This window comes from Frankia sp. Mgl5 (genome assembly GCF_023242985.1).
GTDB classification, from domain to species: domain Bacteria; phylum Actinomycetota; class Actinomycetes; order Frankiales; family Frankiaceae; genus Parafrankia; species Parafrankia soli.
This window is the reverse complement of record NZ_JALKFY010000813.1, coordinates 15,922-33,562: the sequence shown is the minus strand read 5'-3', so window position 1 is coordinate 33,562 and position 17,641 is coordinate 15,922. Positions and strand designations below refer to the sequence as shown.

Sequence of the window (17,641 nt, the reverse complement as noted above, 5' to 3'; positions counted from 1 at the left end):
GGGCCCCCCCGCCCCCCCCCCCCCCCCCCCCCCCCCCCGCCCCGGGGGGGGGGGGGGGGGGGGCCCCCCCCCCCGCGCCACGGCAGGCCGGCGGACGGACAGGCGAACAGCTCGGCGGGCAGGCGGGCAGGCGGGCGTCGGTCGGCTAGTGGCCGGCTAGTGGCCGGCACATGGTCCGCCGCTGGCCCGCGGGGGCCGGAAGCGCCGGATGCGGCCCGCCGTTGTGACCAGCTGTCAGCGCGATTGCTAGTGATTACAGCTCACCATCGACAGACATCAATAAGCAGATACGGCTAGTACACCGCCGGGGACCATTACCCAGCGTGCACCGAAAACTGCACTGAGGATTTGACGGGTACGAATCGTAGACACCTGGAAATTTCCGGATATATGACGACGGCTACCGGCAAAAACGGGCCGGACAGGGGACGTCCGCCGGATCACCTCCGTGACACCGCGTGATCGGTAGGACAATTTCGAGGGACCAGGGAGGACAATCACCAGGGACCAGATTCGATTGGTTCCGTGGAGTGCTTGCCATCGGGACGATCGATACGAAAGGCTTTCGCTGCGCGCCGCACCGCGGCGGAAACTGCATCGCGGGCTGAAAACGGTCCCGGGCGCGCCGGGTTTCACACCTGGGGATGATCACCGAAGTATTCATCGTACGCGCAGCTTCGCAACAAAGACCGATCGCGCCTCCGGGCGCGCCACCACAAGCCTTCGCGTTCTTTCGATGTTCCACCCGTACTTCGTCATGTAGTTCTGCCTGCAATTCTGTCCGTGGCGCCGGTCCGCGCCGGGATCCGGCCTCGACCGAGCGCCGGGATCTCAGTAAAGGACGCCGACCGCGCACGTCGCGGTTCCCGGGGGGATTCACTGTGCTGAGGAGCTCCCCCGCGCGCGCCGGTGTCGGAGTCCCGCCCTCGTCCCCTGAACGACCAGAGTCCCCTGAATGACCAGAGATAGGTGGCTAGTATGACCACGCCTGCGCAGGCCAGCTCCGACGTCCAGGACGGTGCCGCCGGCCAGCCGCTGTCGAGCCTTGGTACGGCCGCGGCGCGCAACCTCGCGACGACGACGAAGTCCGTCCCCCAGATGCAGGGGATCTCGTCCCGTTGGCTGCTGCGTGTCCTCCCCTGGGTGCAGGCCGCCGGCGGCGTGTACCGGGTCAACCGGCGGCTGAGCTACGTCCTCGGGGACGGCCTCATCGCCGTCGTCAACACCGGTTCGGACGTGCGGGTCGTCCCGGCGGAGCTCGGTGAGCTGCCGGTGCTGCGCGGCTTCGAGGGCGATGCGCTCGACGCGCTCGCCGGGCGGTTCACCCAGCGCGAGTTCGCCGCCGGGGAGACGCTGGTGACCGCCGGTGACGCCGCGGACGAGCTGTTCGTCATCGCCCACGGCAAGGTCGACAAGGTCGCACCGGGGCACTACGACGACCCGCGATCGCTCGGGATTCTCGCCGACGGCGCGTACTTCGGCGACGACGTGCTCGTCGAGGACTCCGCCACCTGGGAGTTCTCGGCGCGGGCGGTGACCAGCACGACGGCCCTGGTGCTGCCGCGCCAGCAGTTCACCGAGATCCTCGACCGGTCGCCGGAGCTGCGCCAGCACGTGGACGACTACCTCGCCCGCCCGCGCCCGCCGCGCAACCGGGCCGGCGAGGCGGAGATCGCGATCTCGTCGGGACACTCCGGTGAGCCGACCCTGCCCGGGACGTTCGTCGACTACGAGCTGGCGCCCCGGGAGTACGAGCTCAGCGTCGCCCAGACCGTCCTGCGGGTGCACACCCGGGTCGCCGACCTCTACAACGAGCCGATGAACCAGGTCGAGCAGCAGTTGCGGCTCACCGTCGAGGCGCTGCGCGAGCGGCAGGAGAACGAGCTGGTCAACAACCGCGACTTCGGCCTGCTGAACAACGCCGACTTCCGCCAGCGCATCCACACGCGTGACGGGGCCCCCACCCCGGACGACCTGGACGAGCTGCTCAGCCGCCGGCGCAGCACGCACGTCCTGCTCGCCCACCCGCGGGCGATCGCCGCGTTCGGGCGGGAGTGCACCCGCCGCGGGATCTACCCGGCCACCGCGCTGTTCCACGACCAGCACGTGCCGGCCTGGCGCGGGGTTCCGCTGCTGCCCGTGAACAAGATCCCGGTCAGTGCCGCCGGGACGACGTCGATCATCGCCCTGCGGACCGGCGAGGAGAACCAGGGCGTGATCGGCCTGCACCACGTCGGGCTGCCCGACGAGCTGGAGCCCGGCCTGTCCGTGCGGTTCATGGGCATCAGCGAGCAGGCCATCATCTCCTACCTGGTGACCACCTACTTCTCCGCGGCCGTCCTCGTGCCGGATGCGCTCGGTGTCCTCGAGAACGTCGAGATCGGGCACTAGAAAGCGGCGTCATTCCCTCGGGACACCGGAAATCTCTGGCAGAGGAAGGTTCTGACCGGCGCATGCAGCCTTTCACGCTCCCGGAGTTCTATCTGCCCTATCCACCCCGGCTGAATCCGAACCTGGAGCACGCCCGCGTGCACAGCCGGGCGTGGGCCGGCGAGATGGAGATGATCGACGCGCCGCAGGACGGCGTGGCGATCTGGAGCGGGCAGGACTTCGACTCCCACGACTACGCGCTGCTGTGCGCGTACACCCATCCGGACGCGGACGAGGCGCGGCTGGATCTCATCACGGACTGGTACGTCTGGGTTTTCTACTTCGACGACCACTTCCTCGAGGTCTACAAGCGCGGCCGGGACGTCGCCGGGGCCCGCCGGTATCTCGACCGGCTGCGCCTGTTCATGCCGGTCGAGGGCGCCGTCACCGCGGAGCCGGCCAACCCGGTCGAGCGTGGCCTCGCCGACCTGTGGTCCCGCACCGTCCCGGACCGCACGCCGGCCTGGCGGCGGCGGTTCGCGACGAGCACCCGGCACCTGTTGGACGAGTCCCTGTGGGAACTGGCCAACATCGACGAGAACCGGCTGGCCAACCCGGTCGAGTACATCGAGATGCGGCGCAAGGTCGGCGGTGCGCCCTGGTCGGCGAACCTGGTCGAGCACGCGGCGGACGCCGAGGTGCCCGACGCGATCGCCGCGACCCGGCCGGCGCAGGTGCTGCGGGACACCTTCTCCGATGCCGTCCACCTGCGTAACGACCTGTTCTCCTACCAGCGGGAGGTGCAGGAGGAGGGCGAGCTCAGCAACGGCGTCCTGGTGCTCGAGCGGTTCCTCGGGTGTCCGACCCAGCAGGCGGCCGACGCCGTGAACGACCTGCTGACCTCGCGGCTGCACCAGTTCGAGCACACCGCGGTGACCGAGCTGCCGCCGGTGCTCGACGAGCACGGCGTCACCCCGACCGCCCGGCGGGACGTCCTAGCGTACGTCAAGGGGCTGCAGGACTGGCAGGCCGGCGGCCACGAATGGCACATGCGGTCCAGCCGTTACATGAACGCGGAGTCCGGGGCGACCGGGCCCGTTCCCGGCAGCCTTCCCGGGGATGCCACCGGGCTCGGCACGTCGGCGATGCGTATCGCGGCGTCGCTGCTGGCCACCGCGCCCGCCCGGATGCGCGCTTTCACCCACGTCCCGCACCAGGTCGTGGGGCCGGTGAAGCTCCCTGCCTTCTACATGCCGTTCACGACCGGTGAGAGCCGGCATCTGGCGGCCGCCCGTCGCAACATCGTCGAATGGTCGGCGGCGGTCGGGCTGCTCGACCCGGTACCCGGCATCTGGGACGAGCACAAGCTCCGGGCGGCCGACTTCGCGCTGTGCTCCGCGGCCATCCATCCGGACGCGACAGCCGCGGAGCTGGACCTGACGACGGGATGGCTCACCTGGGGGACCTACGCCGACGACCTCTACCCGGTCCTGTACGGACGGACCCGCGACCTGGCCGGCGCGCGGGCCTGCACCGAGCGGCTGAAGGAGCTCATGCCGGTGGAGCCCGGCCCGCTGCCCGTCCCGGTCGGCGGGCTGGAGCGCGGCCTCGCCGACCTGTGGCCGCGCACCACCCGGGACATGACGCCCGACTCCCGGCGCGCGTTCCGCCGGACGGTCTGCATCATGCTCGACAGCTGGCTGTGGGAGCTGGCGAACCAGGCGCAGAACCGGATCCCCGACCCGGTCGACTACATCGAGATGCGGCGCCGGACCTTCGGTTCCGAACTGACGATGAGCCTCTCCCGGCTCGGGCACGGGCAGGTCGTCCCGGCCGAGATCTACCGCGCCCGGCCGGTCAGGGCGCTCGAGAACTCGGCCTCCGACTACTCCTGCCTGCTCAACGACATCTTCTCGTACCAGAAGGAGATCCAGTTCGAGGGCGAGATCCACAACGGTGTCCTCGTGGTCCAGAACTTCCTCGGCTGCGGCGCCGAACGCGCGATCGGCGTGGTCAACGATCTGATGACCGCGCGGCTGCGCGAGTTCGAGCACGTCGTCGACGTCGAGCTGCCCGCCCTCTTCGACACCTACGAGCTGACGGAGGAGGCGCGGGACGTCCTGCGGGGGTACGTGGGCGAGCTGAAGAGCTGGCTGGCCGGGGTGCTCCGCTGGCACCAGGGAACGCGGCGTTACGACGAGGCGGAGCTGCGCCACCATCCGGCGGTCGGGGTGCGGCCCTTCGGGGGGCCGGTCGGTCTCGGCACGTCGGCGGCCGACATCCGACGGACGATGTCGGGAAAATCGTGGCAACCGACCGCCTTGACCGGCTCCTGAAGGCGGACGTCACACCGATCAACCGTTGAACCGGCGGCCGGCGGTGCTCGGGGGGACGGGCTGTCGAACTGGCCGGCAGGATGGGCTGGCCGGAGGTGTGGGTCAGGCCGACGGGGCCGGGACGGCCCGCAGGCGGTCGGCCATGATCAGCGGGGTGACGCCCGTGACGCCGCCGTCGACGGGGAGGGTCACCCCGGTGATCCAGCGGGCGGCGTCGCTGGCCAGGAAGGCGGCGGCGTGGGCGACGTCCCAGCCGGTGCCCTCCGTCCCGAGCATCGTGGACTCGGCGGCGAGCCGCTGCCGGAACTCGGTCTCGGGGGTCTCCCCGAGGACGGAGTACATCAGCGGGGTGGTGATGTGGCCCGGGGCGACCGCGTTGACCCGGATGCCCTGGCGGCCGTGCGAGTAGGCCATGTCGACCGTGAGCCCGTGCATCCCGCCCTTGGCCGCCGAGTAGCCGGCGTTGGTGGTGCCGCGGAACCCCGCGATCGACCCGATGTTCACGATCGACCCCCCGCCCTGCGCCGCCATCACCGGGACGGCGTGCTTCGAGACGAGGAAGGCCGTGCGGAGGCTGAGGGCCAGCGACCTGTCCCAGTCCGCCTCGGACGTGTCGGCGACCGTCCCGGCGATCGCCACGCCGATGTTGTTGACGAGGATGTCCACCGAGCCGAAGCGGGCGGCCGCCGCGCGCACCGCCCCTTCGGCGTCGGTGGAGCTGGTCATGTCACCGGCGAAGACAGCCGCGGTGCCGCCGTCCTTCTCGATGACCTCGAGGGTCTCGGCGGCCCGCTCGGGGTGGATGTCGACAAGCAGGACGCTCGCGCCGGCCTGGGCCAGGACGATCGCCGTCGCCTTCCCGGTCCCGACACCGGGCCCGGGAGTGGACCCGGCGCCCGTGACGATCGCGGCCTTGCCGTCGAGGCGGCCCGGGAATGTCATGGCGCGTTTCTCCTATTTCCACGACGGGTGTGACGCCGTCGATCGTCCTGGCTGGTCACATCACGAGGCGGTGGTGAGCTCCTTGCCCGTCCCGAACTCGTAGAACTTGCCCGTCCAGTCCACCTTGCCGTCCTTCACGTGCACCGTGGTGTACGCCGGGTTGTAGATAGCGGCGTAGGGCAGCGAGCTGGGCTTCGAGAAATCGATGGCCGGGGTCAGGCCGCCGGTGTCCACATCGGACATCTTCTGGATCCCGGCGAGGACCGACGCTCTGTCCACCGTCGGCAGCGTAGCCGCCAACTGAGCGAAGATCTTGATGCCGAGCCAGCTGTTCATGCTCAGCTCGTCGATCTTGCCATCGGGCTCGTACGCCTTCATGTCCTCGTTGAACTGCTTCCCATACGGAGTGGAAGTGTCCCAGGCCGGCGGGAGAACGAGACCGACCGTGAGCGGGCCGCCGGCGCCCATCTCCTCGATCTGGCTCTTCTCGAACGCGCTGCCGGCGAAGGCGACCGTCCCCTCATAGCCCGTCGACCGCAGTGCCTTGACAGCAACGCTGGTCTGCGCCGCGAAGGTCAACCACACTACCGCGTCGGGGTCGCCCTGCGTGACCTGCTGGGCCGGCGCGCTGAGGTCAGCCGTGGAGGGCGCGAGCTGGACATTGTTCACGACCTCGATACCGGCCTCGGTGAAGACGTCACCGACGGTCTTGCGGATGACGTCCGCGGTCGGGATGTCGAGGGTGACGAGCCCGACACGCTTGGCACCGCTGGAGACCACATCCCGCGCCAAGCCGTGGAACCCGACGACGACAGCGCCGTTGACATTGAACGCGAGCGGGTTGGTGAGGTCGAATTTCGACACCGGGTACTGGCCGATGAGCGGCATCTTGGCCGCCTCGATCTGCGCCTTCGATGCGTCGTGGTAGTTGTCCGACGCGCCCGCGATCGCGACGATGCTGTCATCGCCGAGAATCTCACGGAAGCAGTTGGCCGAATCGGTCCCGTTCTGGTGGTTGTCACAGAGCTTCAATTCAAGCGGCCGACCGTCGATCCCACCGGCCTCGTTGACTCCCCGTACCGCCGCCCTGGCCCCCGCCGCGTACTCGGGGTTACTGCTCACCCCACCACTCATACCCGCGATCGAGGCGATTCTGATCGGCTCACCGGTCAGTCCACTCGCTAAATCAGCGGACCCGCCGTCATCACTACCCCCACTGCCGCACGCGGCAAGTGCCATCGCGAGCGACAGCATCACCGCGAGCATTCTTGCAATTTTTTTCAGCATTACCAGCCCCCAGCTTTCAATTGATAAACCAGAACGACAGCAGGACGGGATGAACAGTCTGACGATCAGCGATCAGTGCGTGATCGGGCCACCTCGCGGGCCGGGCGTTCCCAGGAGGCCCGACGCCGGACGCGCAGCGCTGTTTTCAGGAGAGGTCGCCGTTGTCAGGAGAGGTAAAGTGCCGCGAGGCCGTCGAGATCGTCAAGCCATCTCTGCGCTGGACCCTCGTCCACGATTTCGCCGCGCCGCATGACATAGGCACGGTCGGCGCGGCTCAGCACCGATCTCGCGTTCTGTTCCACGACGAGCACGCCGACGCCGCGGTCGGCGGTCGCCCGCACGGTGTCGAGCAGGCGTTCACGTACCAGCGGGGCGAGGCCGAGCGACAGCTCGTCGATGAGCAGCAGTCGCGGGTCCCGGGCGAGCGCGAGGGTCAGTGCCAGCATCTGCTGCTCACCGCCCGACAGCAGGGCCGCGCGGTGACCGATGCGCCGGTCGAGGGACGGGAACAGCTCCTGGTGGCCGCCTTTGCCGCAGACGAGACGAAGCGACTGCCGAACGGTCAAACCGGGGAAGATATGCCGCTCTTCGCCCATAAAGGACACGCCCTGACGACAGCGCTTGTACACCGGAACCCGGCTACAAGGAGCGCCGAACAGGAAAACGTCGCCGCCCGTAGGGCGCCGGTACCCGGCGAGTGTCCGCAGCAGCGTGGTTTTCCCGGCACCGTTCGGCCCGAGCAGGGCGACGACCTCACCCGGCCGCACCTTGATGTCGATGTCCCGCAACACCGGAACCCGCCCATAGCCGGCGGCCAGCCCGCGCGCCTCGATCGCGGCCGGCGGGCCGGCACCCATCGAGGCGGCGGCCGTCGACTTCACCGGGCCGCCGCCCGGGATCGCCGACGAGGCAATCTGATCCGCTTCGGCCATCCGTGATCCTCCGTACCCTGAGGGTGAGCGTCGCCTGCCGCCACCGAAAGACTGCGGAACGCAACTTCACCATCAGACGATTCCGCCGCACACCCTTGCGAGTGAGCGCTCACGAGCTTACGCTCTTGCGCAAGGGTCCGCAATAGCCCTCGTCGGGACGGGCGGGGCGATTACGCGGCACGAATCGCGTCGCTACTCATTCAGGCATTAGCCAAGGGGGTTCCATGGATCTGCGGGCCGTCTTACAGTTCGCGTTGTTAGGGCTCGGTGTCGGCGGTGTCTACGCCGTAAGCGCGGTCGGCATCGTGGCGATCCACCGTGGGTCACGGACAATCAACTTCGCGCACGGGGGCATCGCGCTGTGGGGCGCGCTGGTGTTCTACTGGCTGCGCGACGACCAGGGGATGGCGGCCGGTCTGGCCGCGGTGCTGACGCTGCTGAGCGCCGCCGCCTTCGGTGCCGCCGTCTACCTGCTGGTCATCAGGATCATCCGGCACCGCACCCAGCTCTCGCGGATGGTGGCGACCCTGGGAATCCTTGGCACCCTGATCGGTCTGGCGCACTCGGTGTTCGGGAGCGCCCAGCGGGTGCCCGACACATCCTTCCCGTCCTCGGGCGTGGACGTGTTCGGCCAGACGATCCCCTCCGAACGGATCATCATCTTCGCGCTCGCGGTCGTGGTCGTGGTGGCCCTGTCAGCCTGGTCGGCGTGGGCGCGGTTGCCCCTGATGACGAGGGCGATGGCGGAGCACGAGTCCGCCGCCCAGGCCCTCGGCGCCTCGCCGCACATGCTCGGAAGCCTGAACTGGGCTCTCGGATCCGTGCTGGCCGCCGCCTCCGGCATCCTCGTCGCCCCCATCGTGGGGCAGTTCGACACCGCGATGATGACGGTGATGGCCTTCGCGCTGGCCGCCGCCCTGCTCGGCCGGTTCGACAGCTACCTGCTCGCGCTGGCCGGCGGCATCGCCCTCGGTGTCGGCGAGAGCGTGGTCACCCACCTGGTGGCCGAGCACGTCCCGAGCCGCTTCCAGCTCGGCTGGCCGCAGACGGTTCCCTTCGTGGCCGTGATGGCCATCCTCACCCTGCGCCGGGACAGGGCAAGCAACCGGCTGCCGGCCGTCCCCGCCGCGCCCGTCGCCGCGGGACTGTTCCGGCCCATCCCGGTCGGCCTCGCGCTGGTCGGGATAGTCGTCGTCCTGCTCGTCGGTGACGCCCGGTGGCGCGACGCCGCGATCCTGTCGATCGTCTTCGGCATCCTGGTGCTGTCGCTGGTGGTCCTCATCGGGTACGCCAACCAGATCAGCCTGGCGCAGATGACGGTGGCCGGGCTCGGGGCCTACGCCGCCGTGCGGCTCGATCTCGACTACTCGCTGCCGTTCGTGCTGGCACCGGTGGCCGGTGCGGCCGTCGGCGCGATCGCCGGGCTGCTCGTCGGCCTGCCCGCGCTACGGGTGCGGGGCATCAACCTCGGCATCCTCACCATGGGAATGGCCGTCGCCGTCTCCGGGGTCCTCTTCGAGAGCACCCACTACACCGGCGGCATCACCGGCTCCCAGCCGCATCTGCCGACGGTGTTCGGCCTGGACGTCGATGCCGCCCGGTATCCCGACAGGTACGGGTTCGTCGCCCTGTTCTGGCTGGTGGTCGCCGGTGTGGTGGTGGCCGTCGTGCGGCGGTCCAGGCTGGGGCGCCGGCTGCTCGTGGTGCGGACGAACGAGCGGGCCGCCGCGTCGGTCGGCATCAGCGTCGCGCGGGCGAAGCTGTCCGCGTTCGTGATCTCGTCGTCCCTGGCGGGCGCGGCCGGCGTGCTGCTGGGCTTCCGCAGCTCCTCGGTCACCTTCACCCAGTTCTCGTTCATGGAGTCGATCAACCTGGTCAGCCTCGCCGTGATCGCCGGCGTCACATCGATCACGGGCGGCCTGCTCGGCGGGGTGATGGCCTTCGGAGGTCTCGTCTACCTACTGATCTCCCGGCTCCACATCGGCTTCGTCACGGACAACTACGCCACCATCTTCGGCGCCGCGCTGGTCGTGACCGTTCTCGTGCACGAGAACGGCGTCGCGTGGCACCGGCGGTTCCAGAACGACCCGGCCCCGCTCCCGCGGGGGACCCAGCCGGCGCGCGAGGGCGGCGCGCTGGTCGCGAACGACGTGACCGTGCGGTTCGGCGGGGTGACCGCGGTGTCCGCCGCCACGCTGCGCGCGCTGCCCGGGGTCGTCACCGGGCTGGTCGGTCCGAACGGAGCCGGCAAGACCACCCTGCTCGACGCGATCGGCGGTTTCGCGCCGACTACCAGCGGGAGCGTGCACCTCGGCGAGAGATCACTCAACGGCGACGGGCCGGACGTCCGCGCCCGCTCCGGGCTGGGCCGGGTCTTCCAGGCCGGCGAGCTGTTCGAGGACCTGACGGTCGCCCAGAACCTGCGCGTCGCCGCGGAGAACGCCGGCCACACCGACGGACGGCTGCCCGCCCCGGCTCACACGGCGGTCGAGCGCTTCCGGCTGGCCGAGGACCTCCCCCGGCTGCCCACCGAGCTGCCGATGGCCAAGCGGCGGCTGGTGGGCATCGTCCGCGCGCTGGCCGCCAACCCCGCCGTCCTGCTGCTGGACGAGCCCGGCGCCGGCCTGTCGATCACGGAGATCGGCGAGCTCTCCGCGAACCTGCGCGATCTCGCGCACGAGGAGGGCCTCGCCGTCCTGGTGGTGGACCACGACATGGCCCTGGTGATGTCCGCCTGCGACCGCATCGTCGTCCTGCACCAGGGGCAGGTCCTCGCCGACGGGACACCGGAGGAGGTCCGGGCCGATCCCGCCGTCCGGGAGGCCTACCTCGGCGAGGCCACAGAGGCCGTCGTGGCCTCGCCGGACGCCGTGCTGAGCGAGGCGGCGGTGCCGGACTGATCCGGCCGCGCCGCGTCGCACTGCCGCCCGGGTCACCCGGCGGGGAAGGCTCCCGGGGGCACGTCGGTGGTCGAGGCGGTGCCGCCGATGACGCCGTACAGCGTGAGCGTGTAGGTCGTGTACTCGATCGAGCCGGGCCGGTTCGTCGTGCTGAAGGTGACCGGCTGGTCGAACCGGCTGAAGGCGCAGTCGCGGGTGAAGCGGTGGTTGGCGTCGTCCCAGTCCGTGCCCTCGGTGTAGAACACGTCGAACGTGCCGTTGGGAATCCCGTCCACCTTCGCCGAGGCGCCCGCCTGGACGTACACGTTGCGGATGACGTCGGCGCCCTGGAGGACCTTGACGACCGCGTCCGTGCCGCCGGACGCGGTGACGGTCAGTTCGCCGTAGCCGCCGCGCCGCCCGCCGGGGAGACTGCCGTTGGCCGGGCGGCGGGTCTGGTCCGGCGCGCCCGGCGGCAGGAACGACCCGACCGTGTAGTGGTGCGCCGGATCCGCGGTGGCCAGCCCCAGCACGGCCAGCCGGAGCAGATGACCGCCGCTACCGCTGGCCGCCCGGGGCAGCCCGGAGCCACCGGTGCACAAATCCCGGTCGCGGGCGTCGCCCGCCAGGGAGGTGAGCTCGCTGGCCAGCGTGCCGAGCGCGTCCGACAGGCCGGTGTGCGCGGCCGCGACCGCCGCCGGGGGCCGGACGTCGTCGAGGCCGCCCGCCTGGATGGTCAGGTTCAGCGCGACGGCCGACAGCGCGGCCGCGAGATCCTCAGGGGTCTGGGCCGAACCGATGGCGCCGAACCCGGGGCCGAGCGCGGTGTCCAGATCTGTCAGAACCCGCTGGTAGGCCTCGGGCGTGACCCTGGCCGGCGTCGGCGTCGCGACCGGGGCGCGGGGCGGGGCGGCCGACCGCGTGACGAAGCTCCCCGTCTCGTTGCCGGCCGGGACCTGCGGGAAGAAATCTCCGCCACCGCCGCAGGCCGCAAGGCTGACGGCAAGGACTACGGGTACGGCCAGGGACAACATCAAGCGACGCTTCGGCGCCATGCCAGACCCCCGCGCCTCGGATGACCTTCGACACCAAAAGCATAAGATCAGTCGCGTAGCGCATCATTTCCTGTCAGAAACGCGACATGCGCCTGCCACGCGCCACACTCGTACAAGTGGGGAGCCGGCCACGATGAACGACGCCTGGCCCCGTCGGTACGCGGACGAGGTTCTCGGCGGCGCGGCGGACGACGAACGGCGCCGGCTCGCCGCCATGGCCGCGGTGTGCGACCCGGTGACGACCCGTCTCCTCGACGAGCTCGGCGTCACCGCCGGGTGGCGATGCCTCGAGGTGGGCGCCGGCGCGGGGTCGGTGGCGGCCTGGCTGGCCGACCGCGCCACCGCCGCCGGCCAGGTCACCGCGACCGACATCGACCTCAGCCACCTGGCCGGCCTGCGCGCGCCCGGCCTGTCCGTCCTGCGCCACGACGTGACCCGCGACCCGGCGCCGCCCGGCGCGCCGTTCGACCTCGTGCACGCCCGCTTCGTGCTCGAACACCTTCCCGAGCGCGAACAGGTCCTCGACCGGCTGGTGTCCTGGCTGCGGCCGGGCGGCACGATCGTCGTCGAGTCGATCGCGAGCTTCCCGGTGGCCTCCTCCCCCAACCCGGCGTTCCGCCAGGCGATGACCGCCATCGAACAGGTCCTCGCGCGGACGATCGGCACGGACTCGACGTGGGCGCGCGGGTTCCCCGGCCCGCTGCGCAGCCGGCGCCTGGTCGACGTGGGCACCTCCAGCCACCTGCCGACCACCGGCGGGGCGAACGCGTCCGCGTACTGCTGGGCGCTCACCCTCAGCCGGCTCCGCCCGCACATCCTCAGCCTCGGGCTGGCCACCGCCGACACCGTGGACCGCGCCCTCGACCTGCTCGCCGACCCGGCCTTCTTCGACCTTTCCTTCGCGACAGCCATCGCCTGGGGCCGCGCACCGGATTAGCCCCCTGTGCCGCCGGCCCGGCCCGGGAGCCCGGCGGCCCGGCGCCCGATCAGTCCTCCGGTGCCGTCATCGCCGGGTTTTCGCGGCGGCCTCGGCGATCGCGGCGATCGCCGCCACGACGTCGGCGGGAGTCGGGCTCGCGGCGATCTGCTCGGTGAGCGTGGCGGTGGCACGGCGCTCGGGGGCGTCACCGAGCAGGTCGCGGACGGCCGCGGCGACGTCACCCGGCCGCCGTGCCTCGTTGTGGAACACCCGGGCGGCGCCGCGCTCGGCGAGCAGCTGCGCGTTGTGGAAGTGGTCCGCGCCCTGCGGCAGCAGCACCTGGGGGACGCCGTTCGCCAGCGCGCCGAGCACCGTGCCCGAGCCTCCGTGGTGGACGGCGACGTCCACCAGGCCGAGCACGCGGCTCTGGGCCACGAACCGCTCGACCCACACCCGCTCGGGCAGCGGGCCCAGGGCCTCCGGGTCGCCCTCAGGGCCGGCCGCGACGAGCACGTCGACGTCGAGCGCGGCGAGGTCGTCGACGACCGCCCGGATCACCTCGACGGCGCCGAACGAGACGGTGCCGAGCGTGACGTAAACCCGGGGCCGTTCGGCGGGCGCGGCCAGCCACCCGGGCAGCGGCGCCCGCTCGTCGGCCCAGGCCGTGCTGCGGATCGACAGCACCGGCACACCGTCGGGGCCGGGCCCCTGGCGCAGGCCGGGTGGAAACGGCTCGAGGTAGGCGGCGACCACCTCGCCCGGCCCGGCCGGAGCGGCTCGCCCCGCCGCGGTCCAGCGGGTGCGGTGCGCCGCCAGCGCCGCGGGGAAGGTCACCTCGCCGAAGGGGCTCCACTGCCCGACACCGAAGGCCACGGCGGGGATACCGGCGAGGTGCGCGGCCAGCACGGCTCCGACGTTGGCGCTCTCGGCGACGACCACGTCCGGCGGGTCCGCGGTGAGCAGGGGGGTGAGCGCGTCCAGCACGCCCTGCGCCGTCACGTCGGCGAACATGGCGACGGGAAACTCGAACCCGGTCGCCTCCGGGTGCCGCCGGGCGGTCTCCCGCTCCACGTACTGCAACGTCCACCCGGCCGGGATGCCCTGGACGGTCGGCACGGGCAGCGCCCCGAGAAAGGGCTCGCCGGTGGCCAGGCGGACCCGGTGCCCCGCATCCTGGCAGGCCACCGCGAGGGGGATCAGCGGGTAGAGGTGCCCGTATGCCGGCAACGACGCGAAGAGGACGTCCACGCGGGTCAGTCTGGCATCGCGGGCGGCGTCATCCGGCCGCCGGAGACAACATCGTCCGGACGATCCCGTCCGCCGGGTCGACCCGGACGAGAGTCGAGCCACGCAGAAGGACCACGTAGAGCGCGCCGGTGGGATCGGCGACCAGACCGGCGGGATCCTCCAGGTCCGCGCCGGTGGCCAGGGCGCCGTCCGGATCACCGTCCGTCCCGCCGGAACCGGCGACCGTCGTGATGATCCCGTCGGGGCCCACCCGGCGGACGTGGTTGGTGCCGTCGGAGATGTAGAGCGCCCCGTCGGCGCCGAGGGCCGTCGCCTGTGGGCTGCGCAGCGTCGCCTGCGCGGCCGGACCGCCGTCGCCGTCGTGGCCGGCCTTCCCCGGGGTCCCGGCGACGTGGCTGATCGTCCCGTCCGGGGCGATCTTCCGGACTGTGTGCGCCTGGAAGTCCGCGACGTAGAGCGTTCCGTCGGGGGCCACGGTGAGGCCGTTCGTGTCCGAGAGCAGTGCGTCCCGGGCCGGGCCGTCGTCGCCCGAGGTGCCCGGCCGGTCACGTCTGCCGGCCACGGTGGAGATCTTCCCGTCGGGCGTGACCCGCCGGATCCGCGGGCCGTCGCCGATGTAGACGCTGCCGTCGGGCGCCAGCGCCAGGCCCAGGGGGGTGATCGGGCCTCCGCCGCCAGCCCGTCGTCGCCGGTGAAGCCCTCGTCGTCGGATCCGGTGCCCGCGACGACGAAGGCGCGCCCCTCGGGGGTGATGCGGTAGACCCGGCCGCCGAAGTTGTCCGCGACGTAGACCATGTCGTCCGGTCCGACGGCGACGCCGTGCGGCCCGAGCAGGGCCAGGTCGGCCGCCGGGACGCCCTCGGGCGGGACGGCCGGCGCCTGCCCGCCGTCCTCCGCACCGCCGTCCTCCGCACCGCCGGCGGCCGCACCGCCGGCGGGGTTCCGCGCCGCCGTGCCCACGAGCTGGGAGACAGTGCCGTCCGGGTACAGCCGGAGGATCTCGCCGACGTTCTTGCGCCGGGCGGTGACGTAGAGGGAGCCGTCGCGGCCGAGCGCGATCCGGGAGAGGTAGTCCTGGTCGGGGATCGTCAGGCCCGGCCCGGAGTACGCGGGCCGATCCGGCGAGGCCGGCCGGGCGGCATCCGCACGGCCGGTGCCGGCGACCGCGGCGCCGTCGCTCCCGGTACCGCGCAGCACCATCACCAGGCCGATGGTCAGCACGCCGACACAGACCGCCGTCGCCGCCACCGCGGCGGCTGTGAGGGAACCGGCCCGCGGCCGGCCCCGCCCCCTCGTCGGTCCGCGACCGCCCGCCGGAGCACGACCAGGAGACGGGCCAGGGCCGGGGCCGGGACGCGGGCCTGGGCCTGGACGCGGACTCGGGCTCGGGCTCGGGCTCGGAATGCTGCCGGGGTTCCTGCCGAAGGCCGGCCCCGGGCCGGCGCCGGGGCCGGGGCCGGGGCCGGAACCGTGACTCGCGGCCGCGCCGGGAAGGGGGTCACCGAGCCGGTGTCCGGCCGCGCCGAGCACGTCGTCGGGCAGCTTCACGGGGATCCCGGCGGCAGTGAGCCATCCGGGGCCGAACACCGCGTTGGCCGCCGCGGCGAGCTGGCGGGCGAAGTCACCCGCCGTCGCCGGGCGCAGCGCCGGATCCTTCGCCAGCGCGGCCAGCACCACGGCCGCCAGCGGTGGCGGCACCTCCGGCAGCGGCCGCGGCGGTACCGACAGGTGGTGGTGCAGCAACGCGGGGAGAGGCAGTCCCCGGGGGAAGACCGGCCGGCCCGCCACCAGCTCGTACAGGACGACACCGAGGGAGTAGAGGTCCGCGGCCGGGCCGAGCGGAGCGCCGGTGATCTGCTCCGGAGCCATGTACCTGGGGGTTCCGACCATGCCGGTCGTGGCCGCCGCCGTGGTCTCCACGATCTTGGCGATGCCGAAGTCGGTGACCCGCGGGACGCCGTCCGCGGTGAAGAGCAGATTGTCCGGCTTCACGTCACGGTGCAGCACCCCGCGGTCGTGCGCCGCCTCCAGGGCCGCCGCGGCGGCGAGCGCGATGGCGCAGGTCGCCCGCGGCGGGAGCCCGGTGGCGGCCCGGGCGCGCAGGGTGCCGCCGGTGAGCTGCTCCATCACCAGCAGGCACAGCCCGTCCCGCTCGACGTAGTCGAAGACGCGCACGATGTGCGGATGGTCCAGACCGGCCAGGACCCGCGCCTCCGAGAGGAAGCGGGAACGGAGGCTCTGGCTCTCCCCGGTGCCGGCCGAGGCCGCCGGGCCGCCGGACGGGTCGGCCTCAGGCGACGGGTCCAGGAACACCTTCACCGCCACATGCCGGCCGATCAGGCGGTGCCGGGCGGCCAGGACCGTGCCGAAGCCGCCGCGGCCGAGCTCCGCGCCGATGTCGTACCCGGGAAGGACCGCCGCGACGTGATCAAGGTCAAGCGTCCGCATTGCCCGGATAATAGGGGGATCGTGACGCAGCCGGGTCAGGTGCGGAAGGGGCCGCGGACCTCGAAGGTGATGCCGTCGGAGGACGATCCGGTGGTGCCCCGCTGGGAGGAGAAGTACAGCCGGGAGCCGTCCGGGGAGAACGCCGGCCCGGTGATCTCCGACGAGTTGTGCCCGGTCAGGCGCAGGATCGGCGCCACGACCGCGGCCGGCGTGATGACGCAGATCTCGAGGTTGCCGCCGTCCTCGGCGACGTAGAGGTCGCCGTAGCTGGAGCCGGTGATGTTGTCGACGCCGGTCAGCGGCGCGGTCCCGCTCACCAGGGAGTCGTCGTAGGCGAGCTCGAAGGCGTTGGTGGCGCAGTTCAGCTTCCAGACCCGGTTGTCGCCCTTGGTGGTCCACCAGACCGTGTCGTTCGCGTAGTAGACGCCCTCGCCGCCGTTGAAGTGCTTCGCCGCGGAGACCTGGGTGCGGGTCGAGGTCGGCGAGCCGTCCGGGTCGGGGACGGTCTGCCAGGTGGCGGTGCCCGAGGTGGCCGACGCCGACGCGCACAGGACCTCGAGGGTTCCCGCCGCCAGGTTGCCCCAGGTCGTTGGCCGGAAGCGGTAGAAGCAGCCGTCCGTCCGGTCCTCGGTCAGGTAGATCACCTGGCGGACCGGGTCGCAGGCGGCGGCCTCGTGGGTGAACCGGCCCATCGCGGGCCGGGCGACGGCCGCGGCGCCGGTGGCCGGGTAGGTCTCCCAGACCCGGCCGGTGGACGTCTCCTCGCAGGACAGCCAGCTCCCCCACGGGGTGGCGCCGCCCGCGCAGTTGGAGCTCGTGCCGGAGAGCAGCCGCTGCGCGGAGGTGACGGTGCCCGCCGAGTCGAAGCGCAGCACGGACGCCCCGCCGCTGCCGCTCACCTCCGAGTTCGAGACGTACATCCAGCCCGAGCCGTTCGGGTAGCAGGCACCGCCGTCCGGCGCGGCATGCCAGACATAGCTCGTTCCGGGCACTGTCTGCCCGGAACGGGCGACGATTCTGCTGGTGAATCCGGTCGGCAGCGCCACTCCGTTCGCATCGGCCGCCAGAAGGGATCCGTACGGGCTGGCCCCGGGCTGCGCCGGAACCGCCGAGGCAGCCTCCAGAACGACGCCGGAAAGAGTCGCGACACCCACACCGACAAATGCGGACCGCAGAAACAGGCGCCTGTCCACCATTACTCCTCCAGAAGTTCGTGCCGCTTTCC

General features: G+C 71.8%; 10 protein-coding genes. 4 read left to right on the top strand and 6 right to left on the bottom strand.

The genetic code is table 11. The features are described 5' to 3' along the window. The first annotated feature begins 978 nt into the window (after nt 1-978). Both MXD62_RS31550 and MXD62_RS31545 read left to right on the top strand, forming a co-directional pair. The gene (locus MXD62_RS31550) at nt 979-2,391 is read left to right on the top strand and encodes a family 2B encapsulin nanocompartment shell protein (RefSeq protein WP_248833018.1); all 1,413 of its coding nucleotides are present in this window, start codon (nt 979-981) and stop codon (nt 2,389-2,391) included. A 62-nt stretch (nt 2,392-2,453) separates the two neighbouring features. Continuing rightward, nucleotides 2,454-4,706: a family 2 encapsulin nanocompartment cargo protein terpene cyclase gene (locus tag MXD62_RS31545; protein ID WP_248833017.1), complete on the top strand. Its 2,253-nt coding sequence runs from the start codon at nt 2,454-2,456 to the stop codon at nt 4,704-4,706. A gap of 102 nt (nt 4,707-4,808) precedes the next feature. Here the strand turns inward: MXD62_RS31545 and MXD62_RS31540 are convergent, their stop codons facing one another. The 3 genes from MXD62_RS31540 to MXD62_RS31530 all read right to left on the bottom strand — a co-directional run bounded on the left by MXD62_RS31540 (nt 4,809) and on the right by MXD62_RS31530 (nt 7,867). Continuing rightward, nucleotides 4,809-5,648, bottom strand: coding sequence for an SDR family oxidoreductase (locus MXD62_RS31540; RefSeq protein WP_248833016.1), 840 nt, complete (start codon nt 5,646-5,648; stop codon nt 4,809-4,811). A 60-nt stretch (nt 5,649-5,708) separates the two neighbouring features. Beyond that, nucleotides 5,709-6,887: an ABC transporter substrate-binding protein gene (locus tag MXD62_RS31535; RefSeq protein WP_285224266.1), complete on the bottom strand. Its 1,179-nt coding sequence runs from the start codon at nt 6,885-6,887 to the stop codon at nt 5,709-5,711. A gap of 212 nt (nt 6,888-7,099) precedes the next feature. After that, the gene (locus MXD62_RS31530) at nt 7,100-7,867 is read right to left on the bottom strand and encodes an ABC transporter ATP-binding protein (protein ID WP_248833014.1); all 768 of its coding nucleotides are present in this window, start codon (nt 7,865-7,867) and stop codon (nt 7,100-7,102) included. A 224-nt stretch (nt 7,868-8,091) separates the two neighbouring features. Here MXD62_RS31530 and MXD62_RS31525 point away from each other — a divergent pair, with 224 nt between their 5' ends. Continuing rightward, nucleotides 8,092-10,767: an ATP-binding cassette domain-containing protein gene (locus MXD62_RS31525; RefSeq protein WP_248833011.1), complete on the top strand. Its 2,676-nt coding sequence runs from the start codon at nt 8,092-8,094 to the stop codon at nt 10,765-10,767. Nucleotides 10,768-10,799: 32 nt separating this feature from the next. Here the strand turns inward: MXD62_RS31525 and MXD62_RS31520 are convergent, their stop codons facing one another. Next, nucleotides 10,800-11,780, bottom strand: a complete 981-nt coding sequence (locus MXD62_RS31520; protein ID WP_248833010.1) for a hypothetical protein — start codon at nt 11,778-11,780, stop codon at nt 10,800-10,802. Between the two features lie 154 nt (nt 11,781-11,934). On the opposite strand from MXD62_RS31520, the gene MXD62_RS31515 reads away from it, so the two are divergent. Further along, complete coding sequence (locus MXD62_RS31515) at nt 11,935-12,738, top strand: class I SAM-dependent methyltransferase (protein ID WP_248833009.1); 804 nt, start codon at nt 11,935-11,937, stop codon at nt 12,736-12,738. Nucleotides 12,739-12,804: 66 nt separating this feature from the next. Here MXD62_RS31515 and MXD62_RS31510 read toward each other — a convergent pair whose 3' ends face one another. Next, a complete protein-coding gene (locus tag MXD62_RS31510) occupies nt 12,805-16,416 on the bottom strand; it encodes a nucleotide disphospho-sugar-binding domain-containing protein (RefSeq protein ID WP_248833008.1) in 3,612 nt (1,203 codons plus the stop codon). A 35-nt stretch (nt 16,417-16,451) separates the two neighbouring features. Then, complete coding sequence (locus MXD62_RS31505; RefSeq protein ID WP_248833007.1) at nt 16,452-17,612, bottom strand: alkaline phosphatase PhoX; 1,161 nt, start codon at nt 17,610-17,612, stop codon at nt 16,452-16,454. Nucleotides 17,613-17,641 lie beyond the last annotated feature (29 nt).